Raw genomic sequence first — 9,953 nt, 5'->3', positions numbered from 1 at the left:
GCCCAACCAGCGACAACAGGCCCCGCCCGCACGCCCAAAACCAGCAAAATCAGCCGGAACGGGAATTAGCCCCTGACCGACCCCCAACCCGGCCATCATGAAAAATCCGGGTTAGTAAGTGCCGGGGTCGGCGCGGCTGACGCGGAAGCGCGTGATGAGCGCTTCCTCCGTCATCGCAAGGGCAGGTCTTGCGCGGCACTGTGGCATCGGCGAGGATAAACGCGATCCCCGTGCTGCGAAGAAGGAGCCGACGCGATGACCAAGTATCTGATCTCGTTTCCCAGTGCCGCCATGGTCTTCCCTGACGAAGACCTGCAGTCCGTTTCGGATGCGTCGCACGCGGTCGTTCAGGAGGCGAAGGACGCCGGCGTCTGGGTCTTCGGCGGCGGCATCGATGAGAGCATCCCGCCCGTCATGGTCGACGGCGATGGGACCGTGCACGAGGGCACCTACCCGCAGACGGCGCAGCTCGAAGGAGGCTACTCGGTGCTGGAGCTGCCCTCGTACGAGGCGGCCCTGGAGTGGGCCGCGAAGATCGCGGTCGCCTGCCGTTGCGCGCAGGAGGTGCGTGCTTTCCAAGACGACCCTGCCAGCTAGGCCTCGGCTGGGCGCCCGGCCAACCGGCGACCGACCGTCACCTATGGTCGTCAGCCGGTGCAGGGCGGTGTGCCCCAAGACGACGCCGGCCACGCTGATAAGTCACGACACGGGCTGTGTCAGCCAGGAATGGCCACCCTTTGTAGACTCAATGTAGATCCGACGTGTCTCCTCTATGGAGGCATGCCAGCCACAGGAAGAGTCATCGATGAAGATTATCGTCCTAGTCAAGGAGGTCCCCGACACATACGGGGACCGAAAACTGAACCTCGAAACAGGCCTCGCCGACCGGGAAGCCAGCGAGACAGTCATCGATGAGATCGGCGAGCGGGCCTTGGAACTGGCCTTGACGTACGCCGACGCCAACGCAGGCACCGAGGTCGCAGTGCTCTCCCTCGCTCCCGAGGGCGCCACGGCAACCATCCGCAAGGGGCTTGCGATGGGCGCGGGCAGCGCCACCCACATCGCTGACGAGGCGCTCCGGGGTGCGGATCTTGGACTCACGGCTGAAACCCTCGCAGCAGCGATCCGTCGAGTTGAGTTCGACCTTGTCATCACCGGCAACGTCTCCACCGATGGATCCGGCGGCATGATTCCCGCGATGCTTGCAGAACTGCTTGACGTGCCGCTGGCTACCGGTCTGAGCTCCGTGGAGATCAGCGACGGCGCGGTGTCGGGCACCAGGCCCATTGAATCCGGAGTGCAGAAGGTATCAGCGAACCTGCCCGCGGTGATTTCCATTACCGAGGCGCTTCCCGGTCCGCGCTTCCCGAACTTCAAAGGCATTATGGCCGCGAAGAAGAAGCCGCTTGAGACGCTTACGCTCGCGGACCTCGGGATCACGGCCGACAACCCGGACGCGGCGCGATCGATCATGCTGACCGTTGCCGAGAAGCCCCCGCGTGCGGCGGGCGTCAAGATCATTGACGAGGGCGACGCCGGCGACAAGCTCGCTGACTTCCTCATTGAAAACCGACTGGCTTAGGGCGTAACACCATGACTGAATTCCCTCGTGACGCAATCCTGGTCGTCGTGGAAGCCTCTTCTTCCGGTGAACTCGAAAAGGCTGCGGCCGGGCTGTTCGGCGCTGCCGCTGCAGTTGGCACGCCCATCGCCTTGGTACTCGCCTCACCCGGCGCCGGGAGCGCCGCCGCCACGGAGGCCGCGGCCCTTGGTGCCGCGCGCATACTGATCGCAGAGGCTCCGGACCCGTCCGCGCTCGGCGTGCCAAGCGTTGACGCGCTTGCCGCCGCTGCGGAGCGGGTTCAGCCGGACGCGATCCTGATTTCGCATTCCCTCAATGGGCGCGACGTTGCCGGCCGTTACGCCGCCCGTTCGCGTGCGGCGGTTTCCGTCGACGCGGTCGGTGTCTCACGTGATGACGAGGGCGTCGTGGCGCACCACTCCGTCTACGGCGGCGCCTACGATGTGTCGTCAACGTCCACGTTCGGGGCGCCGGTAATCACGGTTCGCCAAGGCTCCATTGACGCGCGGGCTGCGGCTCAGCCGGAAGCGTCGGAGACCTTGGCAGTGACGCCCTCGGCGAAGCCTGCCGCGCGGATCGACTCGTTCGACGAGGCAGTTGTCGCCACCTCGCGGCCGGAGCTGCGTGGTGCCGCGAAGGTTGTCGCGGGCGGCCGCGGCCTCGGCTCGGAGGAACAGTTCGCCCTCGTGGGACAGCTCGCCGATACCCTCGGCGCTGCCATTGGTGCTTCGCGCGCCGCGGTGGATGCAGGCTACATCCCGCAGTCCCATCAGGTCGGCCAGACCGGGGTTTCCGTGTCCTCACAGCTGTACATTGCGCTGGGCATTTCCGGCGCGATCCAGCACCGGGCCGGCATGCAGACCGCAAAAACGATCGTCGCCATCAACAAGGATGGGGACGCGCCGATCTTCGAGATCGCCGACTTTGGTGTGGTCGGCGACCTCTTCAAGGTTGTACCCCAGCTGATCAGCGCCCTTGAGGCCCGGAAGAATCTGTGATGGCACCTCTCTCTCGGTCCATCCGGCGGGGCCTGCCGCGCGTCGAAGGTGGTGACCCCTGGCCTCCAGCAGGCCAGGTGCCCGCACACATTGTCACCGCCGAAGCGGAAGCCGGGTCGGAGTCTGTCTCCGGGGCGGGATCGGTCCCCGCCGCGCCCGCCGCACCTCAGGAAATGGCACCAGGTGCGACGGCGGCGTCCGCTCCGGTCCCTGCGGCGAACGCTGGCACCGTGGAGGTGCGGCAGCTTCGCCGTGGCCTGCCCCGCATCCTGGGCGGCGAACCCTGGCCGGCAGCAGGCGAGGTTTCGGTATCAGTGCCAGCTCTGTCTGGGGCTCCCGCCGCAGTGGCCATGACCGCACCGGCCGAAGCCGCTGCTGCCGCCGCTGAGCAAGCAGCACCGGAAACGACAACACCTACAGCCCCTCCGGCCACCGCGCCGGCGACGCCGACGACGGGAATCACACCCCTTCGTCGCGGACTTCCCCGCGTTCCCGACGGCGAACCGTGGCCGCCCGCTGGACTCGCGCCGGCGGCTGCTGCCGCCTTGGTTCTTCCTGCCCCTGCAGTGCAGGCAGAACCCGAACACATTGCCGAGGCCACCGCTCCGGCTGCCAGTGTGGTGGAGACCGTTGCCGAGGCAGAGCCGGCCGCGCCAGCGAGCGCGACCCCAAGTGCGCCCGCGGTCACGGCCACCCCGGCATCGGTGGCACAGCCCGCCGCTGCTGAAAAAATCGTCAAGCCAAAGGCCGAGGCCAAGCTCTACGGTGCGCGCACCCTGGCCCAGTGGATCAAGCGCGTCCTGCTCATCGCCGTCGGCGCCGTGGCCGCGGCAGCGATTCTTGTGCTCGCCGCGCGCGGTGTGACGACGCTGCCGGGCGTACCGGAGTTCTTCGAGAGGTACCCCGGCGAATATCACCTGCCCGAGACCGCAGAGCCGGGCTTCCCCTGGTGGGCGCAGTGGAGCCACTTCCTGAACATCTTCCTGATAGTGCTCATCATTCGCTCCGGCTACCAGGTGCGCACCCAACAGAAGCCGCCGGCGTTCTGGACGCCCAAGCGCGGCGGAAAGAAAATCAGCATCAACCTGTGGCTGCACCAGTCGCTCGACGCCATTTGGCTGGTCAACGGACTCGTCTTTGTGGGGCTGCTGGTTGCGTCCGGCCACTGGATGCGAATCGTCCCGACCAGCTGGGAAGTGTTCCCGAACGCGCTCTCCGCGCTCCTGCAGTACATGACACTGGACTGGCCCGTGGAGAACGGCTGGGTGAACTACAACAGCCTGCAGCAGCTCATGTATTTCCTCGTGGTGTTCATCGCGGCCCCGCTCGCAGCGATCACAGGTGTTCGCATGAGCGAGTTCTGGCCGAAGAACGCGAAGTCGCTGAACAGGATCTACCCGGTGGAGGTCGCACGCGCGATCCACTTCCCGACGATGCTGTTTTTCGTGCTGTTCATCCTCATCCACGTGTTCCTGGTGTTCGCGACCGGTGCGCTTCGCAACCTGAACCACATGTTCGGCGGCACCGACGTGGTGAACTGGGTCGGGTTCTGGCTCTTCGCGGCCGCCATAGCCATCACCACTGCCGGGTGGTACGCCGCCCGCCCGATCCTGCTCGCACCCATCGCGAAGCTGTTCGGTCAGGTGAGCAGCCGCTAAGTTCCCCCAGCTGGCCACGATGTTGGTGGTGACATGAATCGGCAGGCATAAGCTGGTACCAGAACGTCTCTTCCAGCACCGGGAAGGTCATCATGAAACCTGAAACCGCCGATGTAACCGATCATGATGTCACCACCATCACCTGCGTATGCGGCAACACCGTCAGCAAGGACGGATTGATTCAGGCCAACTCACACGGCGTCCCCATCTACATCGGCGACGACGGCCCGGTTCCCGCCGGGCTGGCGAAATGGCCTGCGGATGAGGATCTCTACACCTTGTGTCCCTCATGCGGCCGCGTTTACCGTGACTCGGTCATCGAGGAGACAGGGACCGCGCCCGTTGCTTTCCGGGTCGACGTCACCGCTGGCCCAGTTGCTGAGGCCATCCGAGTCCATTGGAACCTCAGCGCCCAGGAATGAAGGCGCCAACGGGAAACGTTGCGCTCGTTACCGGTGCGGGCCGGGTGTCGAGCTATATGGCCCAGTCGGCACCGCAGTAGACAACAAACAGCGGACGACGGCGGGACATCCCGCCGTCGTCCGCCTGCGTTTTGACGGGTGATTCACCGGGCCCGTCGTTCACCCGCCTGCCGCCACCGAGTACCTTTCATAGCTTCTCGGATGGCCGATTTGCGAGGGCCGAACTGTCAATTTTTTCCCGCTACCGCTGCGTTCGGGGCCGTGGTACGTTCAGCGTGATCAGGATGTCCCGACGCGGCCCCTTGACCAGCCCGGCTCCTGGCAAAACCCCAGAAAGCGGAGGCAACGATGCCAACACTAATGATCTTCCACGAAGTCGACGACGTCGAACACTGGCTCAGCTCACCAAAAAGGAAAGACGTATTCGGGCCGCTGGGCATCACGGTTCGAACGTTCACCGACCCGGCAAAAAGCCACCGTGTAGGCCTGATCGTCCAGGTCCCCGACATGGAAACGTTCCAGCGGATCATGGAGTCCGAAGAGGCAGCCGAAGCGATGAAATTCGACGGCGTCCGTCCGGAAACAATGCTGATGCTCGTCGAGCCCTAATTACCTCTGGGCGCGACGCCGACAGCTGGAAGTTCGTGTCAGCCGCTGGCGTCGGCATCGCGGACGGCGAAGTTAACGCTCCAATTCGGTGGGACCTCGACGTCAAGACCCGGCAGCTGGGTCAGAATGGCGGTATGAGCTTCACATCCTTCGGCCGCGCCGAGACCCCCGTCCTGGATATCGGCTACGAGTCCGCGGGCGATCCGGGCGGGATCCCGGTCATCCTCCTGCACGGGTTCCCCTACGACGTCCGGGCCTTCGACGACGTCGCTCCGATCCTCGCGGGCCAGGACGCCTACGTGCTCGCGCCTATCTTCGCGGTTTCGGTCCGACCCGTTTCCTCGATGACACGACCATCCGCTCAGGACAACAAGCCGCCCTCGGGCAGGATCTCATCGACTTCATGGATGCCCTCAACATCGAGAAAGCAGTCGTTGCGGGCTACGACTGGGGCGGCCGGGCGGCGTGCATCGTGGCGGCCCTGGACCCCGGACGCGTTGCCGGGCTCGTCACCGTCGGCGGCTACAACATGCACAACCTCGCGCGTTCCGGGGAACCTGTGGACCCGGAATGGGAGCGGAGTTACTGGTATCAGTACTATTTCCACTCGGAGCGGGGCCGCCGCGGGCTGGAACAAAACCGGGACGAACTCTGCGAACTGCTGTGGCGCACCTGGTCGCCCACCTGGGATGGCGCACGCCAGGCGTTTCCCGCCAGCGCCCCGAGCCTGCACAACCCGGACTTCGTCGACGTCGTCATCCACTCCTACCGCCACCGTTACGGACTGGTCGACGGCGACCCCCGGTACCAGCGGTTCGAGGACCTGATCGCCCAGGAGCCGCGCATCACCGTTCCGACAGTGGTACTCGAAAGCGGGGACGACGGCGTCGGCGGCCCTGCGGCGATCGCCGGCAGAGACTATTTCACCGGCCCCTACACCGAAAGCGGCCTCCCGGGCGTTGGACACAACGTTCCGCAGGAGAACCCGGACGCGTTCGCACAGGCCGTGGTGAGCCTGTTCGGCTAAGTGCTTCGGCGTGGCCCCTCAAAGCAAGAGCTTGAAGCCCACGTGCGACGCTTCGAAGCCGAGACGCTCATAGAACCGGTGCGCGGCGGCCCTGGACCCGTCGGACGTGAGCTGTATCAACTGCGCACCCCGCCGGCGACCTTCGTTGATCGCCCACGTGATCATGGCGCCTCCGAGGCCGTTGCCCCGCAGGTCCGGCCGAACGCGCACCGCTTCAATCTGCAGTCTTGTCGCCCCGCCCCGGGCGAGCCCGGGGATGAATGTCAGCTGCATGGTCGCAACAACCTCATGTGCCGTCGTGACGACAGCGACAAGCAGCTGGGCGGGGTCGGCGTCGATTGCCTGAAAAGCACGGTCGTAGGGGTCGCGGTCCTCAATCGCTGCCGAGTCGACGCCCGCCCTGAGTTGGTCGTCCGCCAGAAGCCCAAGGACAGGTCCGACGTCGGACGCTCCGGCTTTCCGTAGAGTGAAGGGACCGCCCGGGAGATCAAGTTCAGCGAGAGCCATTTCCCCAGTATTCCAGCCAGCCATGAAGGGAGGACGCAATGGGCCGCTTTTTCATCACGGGATCAACAGACGGACTCGGACGGGCCACCGCGGAAAGCCTCATGGCCAGCGGTCATCACGTCGTCGTGCACGCACGCACTGCGGACCGTCTCGCGGCCGTTCGGGACCTCCTGGACCGCGGGGCGACAGGCGTGGTCGGGGACCTGTCCGATCTCGAGCAAACGCGCGACGTCGCCGACCAGGTCAATCACAAGGGCCCGCTGGACGCCGTGGTCCACAACGCGGGTGTGTTCACCGGTCCGCATATCCTGCAGGTCAACGTCATCGCTCCCTACGTCCTCACCGCCCTCATCCGCCGCCCGCGCCGGCTGATCTACCTCAGCAGCGGCATGCACCGTGGCGGCCACGCCGCCCTCTCCGGCATCGACTGGGGCGGACAGGGAGCGGGCGTGTCCTATTCGGACAGCAAGCTGTACGTCACCGCCTTTGCCGCATTCGTCGCCCGGTTATGGCCGGACGTTCTCAGCAACGCCGTCGACCCCGGCTGGGTCCCCACGAAGATGGGTGGCCCCGGAGCGCCGGACGACCTGCGGCTGGGGCACCTCACCCAGGAATGGCTCGCCACGAGCGAGGACCCGGAGGCGCTGACGAGCGGCGGCTATTGGCACCATCAGCACCGGCGGAAAGCACACCCCGCCGTCTACGACCAGCAGCTGCAAACCGGGCTTGTCGAATCCCTGGCCCGGGCCACGGGAGTGCGCCTGGCCTAACCCTTCGGAATACCCGCAGGGACCCGCGGGGACGATAGTTTGGTGGGATGACGGCCAGCTACCGGTACAACATCGAGATCCTGCACCTGCTGGTGTCACCGGCGCACGCCTACTTTGGCCGCGCCCGCGAGGGTGCAGCCGACGTCCCCACCACCGATGCCGAGCAGGTGAAACTGGTGGCCGGCAAGGGAATCGTCGGCGACCGGTTTTTCGGCAAGGCCGCGCACATGGATGCCGCCGTCACCGTATTCGCCGTTGAGGCGCTCGAAGCCATCGCCGCCGAGCTGGGAACAGCGTCCTTGGACCCGCTGCTGACGCGCCGCAACGTCCATATCCGGGGTGCCCACCTGGCACCACTGCTCGGTCACGAATTCTCTCTGGAGTCCGGCGGGGAGCCGTTGCGGTTCAAGGCCGGCCGGCCCGCCCATCCGTGCGCCTGGATGGATGAGATGCTCGCCCCGGGCGCCCACAAAGCCATGCGCGGGCGGGGCGGCATGCGGTGCCAGGTGCTTTCCGACGGCGTACTGCACCGCGGACCGGCAGTGCTGATCAGCCCCGTGCCGCTGGATCCTGACCGCGCGGGCGACGCGACCCTGCTCCGTCCTTCGCGGTTGCCGTAGCCCGACGCGAGTCACCCGGGGCTGCTACAACTGGTCGTGAATCACGGAAAGCAAATACTGCAGCCGCTAGGCCCCGGGCCCCGTCCCGTCCGGCCGGCGCACGTCGACCGGAAAGGTCATGAACGCCGGCGTCTCGTTCGGGTGCGCGGACAGTGCCGCACTGACGACGGCGTTGCGTCGGGAGCGCGGGTAAACCGCCTCGATACGAGTTTCCGGGACCTCCTCGGGCGAACCGACGGCGCCGATGGTCGGGTTCGCGCCCGGCAGCGGCGTGAAGCGCCCGGTGCCCTCGATGCTGAACGAACAATGCGAGTAGTTGCCCAGCCTGCCCGCCCCGGCCTCACCAATGGCGTGCCGTTCTGGCTTCCTCGGCGCGGAAATCGGGCAAGACGCCATCGAGGCCGCACGTGAGGCCTACGGGCCGTATTTGGGCCTCTGGGTATCACGGTTCGAACGTTCATCGACCCGTCCGCTTCCTTCTGGTGCCTACTGGCTGAAGGGGACCTTTTCCCAAGCCAGAACGTCCGCGCCCTCGGCACTGTTGCCGGCGACGGTGAACCTGACGTAGTTGGTGGCGTTGGCGGATCCGTCCACGGTGATGCGCTGCAGGTCATCGGCGGCGGGCCGGCCGTAGATGTCCAGCCAGGGTGAGCCCTCCGCGAGCGGCCGGTTCTCGGCGAAGACGTGGCTGTCGCCGTTGATGAGGTAGACCGGGGCGTCGAAGCTGTTGGTTTCGTCGATGATGGCCTGCACGATTTCGCGGAAGCCGGACATGGTGTCCGGGGTGGCGCTCGCGGCGGCGAGCAGGGACGGGTCGAACATGTCGACCTGGGTCATCAGGACAACGGCACGGTCGTTGCGGCGCTTGGCGTCAGCAAAGGTGTCGCGGATCTGGGCCAGGACGGCGTCCGTCCGGTGCTCAACTTCGTCCAACTGCTCGGGCGTGGCTGTGGTTTCGCCCAGGCCGGTCCACGGCTGCAGCGAGTTGTTGCTGCCCTGGATATTCAGTACGGAAAACGCCACCCGGTTCTGGGTGAAGCGGACGTTTTCCGGCAGACCGAGGTCCGCCTGGGTCTTGACAGGCATGGTGGCGCCCAGGGTCTTGCCGGGCTCGTCGAAGAAGACATCCCGCAGCTTGTCGAGCCTTTCCAGCGGGTTGTAGGCGCCGTTGTTGGTGCGGTGGCAGTCCACCCATTCGTTGTCGCCGGGGGTGAAGACCAGCGGGTGCTCGAAGGTGTCGAACTGCGTGCGGATGTTCTCGAAGTACTCGTCCGAGCAGACCGAGGAGCCGTTCTTGATGTCGCCCACGTGGGTGACGAACTTCAGCGCGCTGTCGTTGTTGATGTCCTGGATGCGGGCGGGGAACTTCGCGATTTGGGCCTCGCCGTAGGGGATGTCGCCGATCACGCCGAACGCGAACGCCTGGCTTTTGGCGGTGTTGTCGGCGGTGTTGTCGGCGGCGGTGGCGGGCTGGGACGCAAGGAGGCCGAGCGCCAGGACGGCTGCCGCCGTCGTCGTTTTGATGGTCTTTGAAGGCATGACGGTGTTCCTCTTCTTGGTGGGGTTGGGGCTTGAGGTGCGCGGCTTAGCCTCGATCCACCGGTCGGGTTGAGGTTGTATCGGCGGTTTAAACGGAGAATGCCTGTCGGAGGCGAGTTCTAGTGATCGTTGCAACGCCCCCGAAATCCGGGAGTTGCAACACCCATGGAAACACCATCGACCAACAGTTCTTCCTTATGGAAAAAATCGCCTTCAACGAA

The 9,953-nt window shown here is 65.7% G+C and carries 13 protein-coding genes; 9 read left to right on the top strand and 4 right to left on the bottom strand.

Annotated elements, in window-relative coordinates; genetic code table 11:
• Positions 1–255 precede the first annotated feature (255 nt).
• The 6 genes from ACZY0Y_RS18985 (at position 256) to ACZY0Y_RS18960 (ending at position 5,269) form a co-directional block, all read left to right on the top strand.
• Positions 256–597: a YciI family protein gene (locus ACZY0Y_RS18985; RefSeq protein WP_463882256.1), complete on the top strand. Its 342-nt coding sequence runs from the start codon at positions 256–258 to the stop codon at positions 595–597.
• A gap of 208 nt (positions 598–805) precedes the next feature.
• Complete coding sequence (locus ACZY0Y_RS18980; protein ID WP_463882254.1) at positions 806–1,582, top strand: electron transfer flavoprotein subunit beta/FixA family protein; 777 nt, start codon at positions 806–808, stop codon at positions 1,580–1,582.
• Between the two features lie 11 nt (positions 1,583–1,593).
• Positions 1,594–2,580 (top strand): electron transfer flavoprotein subunit alpha/FixB family protein, encoded by a 987-nt coding sequence (locus ACZY0Y_RS18975; protein WP_463959791.1) that lies wholly within the window; start codon positions 1,594–1,596, stop codon positions 2,578–2,580.
• A complete protein-coding gene (locus tag ACZY0Y_RS18970) occupies positions 2,580–4,238 on the top strand; it encodes a cytochrome b/b6 domain-containing protein (RefSeq protein ID WP_463959789.1) in 1,659 nt (552 codons plus the stop codon). Before ACZY0Y_RS18975 ends, ACZY0Y_RS18970 begins: the two co-directional genes overlap by 1 nt.
• 92 nt (positions 4,239–4,330) lie before the next feature.
• A complete protein-coding gene (locus ACZY0Y_RS18965) occupies positions 4,331–4,660 on the top strand; it encodes a hypothetical protein (protein ID WP_463959788.1) in 330 nt (109 codons plus the stop codon).
• Positions 4,661–5,008: 348 nt separating this feature from the next.
• Complete coding sequence (locus tag ACZY0Y_RS18960; protein WP_463959787.1) at positions 5,009–5,269, top strand: hypothetical protein; 261 nt, start codon at positions 5,009–5,011, stop codon at positions 5,267–5,269.
• A 38-nt stretch (positions 5,270–5,307) separates the two neighbouring features.
• Here the strand turns inward: ACZY0Y_RS18960 and ACZY0Y_RS18955 are convergent, their stop codons facing one another.
• A complete protein-coding gene (locus ACZY0Y_RS18955; protein WP_463959795.1) occupies positions 5,308–5,502 on the bottom strand; it encodes a hypothetical protein in 195 nt (64 codons plus the stop codon).
• Between ACZY0Y_RS18955 and ACZY0Y_RS18950 the strand changes: the two genes are divergently transcribed.
• Positions 5,415–6,296 (top strand): alpha/beta fold hydrolase, encoded by an 882-nt coding sequence (locus ACZY0Y_RS18950; protein ID WP_463959793.1) that lies wholly within the window; start codon positions 5,415–5,417, stop codon positions 6,294–6,296. The two genes, ACZY0Y_RS18955 and ACZY0Y_RS18950, sit on opposite strands and share 88 nt — an antisense overlap.
• An 18-nt stretch (positions 6,297–6,314) precedes the next feature.
• Here the strand turns inward: ACZY0Y_RS18950 and ACZY0Y_RS18945 are convergent, their stop codons facing one another.
• On the bottom strand, positions 6,315–6,803 hold the full coding sequence (locus ACZY0Y_RS18945) for a GNAT family N-acetyltransferase (RefSeq protein WP_463959785.1): 489 nt from the start codon (positions 6,801–6,803) through the stop codon (positions 6,315–6,317).
• Between the two features lie 38 nt (positions 6,804–6,841).
• On the opposite strand from ACZY0Y_RS18945, the gene ACZY0Y_RS18940 reads away from it, so the two are divergent.
• Both ACZY0Y_RS18940 and ACZY0Y_RS18935 read left to right on the top strand, forming a co-directional pair.
• Positions 6,842–7,573 (top strand): SDR family NAD(P)-dependent oxidoreductase, encoded by a 732-nt coding sequence (locus tag ACZY0Y_RS18940; RefSeq protein ID WP_463959784.1) that lies wholly within the window; start codon positions 6,842–6,844, stop codon positions 7,571–7,573.
• 47 nt (positions 7,574–7,620) lie between these two features.
• Positions 7,621–8,193 carry an MOSC domain-containing protein gene (locus tag ACZY0Y_RS18935; protein WP_463959782.1) on the top strand — a complete coding sequence of 191 codons (573 nt, stop codon included), beginning with the start codon at positions 7,621–7,623 and terminating at the stop codon, positions 8,191–8,193.
• A gap of 66 nt (positions 8,194–8,259) precedes the next feature.
• Here ACZY0Y_RS18935 and ACZY0Y_RS18930 read toward each other — a convergent pair whose 3' ends face one another.
• Together ACZY0Y_RS18930 and ACZY0Y_RS18925 are read right to left on the bottom strand one after the other, a co-directional pair.
• The gene (locus ACZY0Y_RS18930; RefSeq protein ID WP_463959780.1) at positions 8,260–8,589 is read right to left on the bottom strand and encodes a YqfO family protein; all 330 of its coding nucleotides are present in this window, start codon (positions 8,587–8,589) and stop codon (positions 8,260–8,262) included.
• 90 nt (positions 8,590–8,679) lie between these two features.
• Positions 8,680–9,732 (bottom strand): metallophosphoesterase family protein, encoded by a 1,053-nt coding sequence (locus tag ACZY0Y_RS18925; RefSeq protein ID WP_463959778.1) that lies wholly within the window; start codon positions 9,730–9,732, stop codon positions 8,680–8,682.
• Positions 9,733–9,953 lie beyond the last annotated feature (221 nt).

Source organism: Pseudarthrobacter kochi, from assembly GCF_055412805.1.
The sequence above is the reverse complement of the archived record's forward strand: the minus strand, read 5'-3'. Positions and strand labels throughout refer to the sequence as shown.

Bases quoted from the DNA above. Each gene is read 5' to 3' on its own strand.
- ACZY0Y_RS18940 (WP_463959784.1), top strand. From the start codon at position 6,842: ATGGGCCGCTTTTTCATCACGGGATCAACAGACGGACTCGGACGGGCC.
- ACZY0Y_RS18925 (WP_463959778.1), bottom strand. From the start codon at position 9,732: ATGCCTTCAAAGACCATCAAAACGACGACGGCGGCAGCCGTCCTGGCG.
- ACZY0Y_RS18935 (WP_463959782.1), top strand. From the start codon at position 7,621: ATGACGGCCAGCTACCGGTACAACATCGAGATCCTGCACCTGCTGGTG.
- ACZY0Y_RS18980 (WP_463882254.1), top strand. From the start codon at position 806: ATGAAGATTATCGTCCTAGTCAAGGAGGTCCCCGACACATACGGGGAC.
- ACZY0Y_RS18985 (WP_463882256.1), top strand. From the start codon at position 256: ATGACCAAGTATCTGATCTCGTTTCCCAGTGCCGCCATGGTCTTCCCT.
- ACZY0Y_RS18945 (WP_463959785.1), bottom strand. From the start codon at position 6,803: ATGGCTCTCGCTGAACTTGATCTCCCGGGCGGTCCCTTCACTCTACGG.
- ACZY0Y_RS18965 (WP_463959788.1), top strand. From the start codon at position 4,331: ATGAAACCTGAAACCGCCGATGTAACCGATCATGATGTCACCACCATC.
- ACZY0Y_RS18930 (WP_463959780.1), bottom strand. From the start codon at position 8,589: ATGGCGTCTTGCCCGATTTCCGCGCCGAGGAAGCCAGAACGGCACGCC.
- ACZY0Y_RS18960 (WP_463959787.1), top strand. From the start codon at position 5,009: ATGCCAACACTAATGATCTTCCACGAAGTCGACGACGTCGAACACTGG.
- ACZY0Y_RS18970 (WP_463959789.1), top strand. From the start codon at position 2,580: ATGGCACCTCTCTCTCGGTCCATCCGGCGGGGCCTGCCGCGCGTCGAA.
- ACZY0Y_RS18975 (WP_463959791.1), top strand. From the start codon at position 1,594: ATGACTGAATTCCCTCGTGACGCAATCCTGGTCGTCGTGGAAGCCTCT.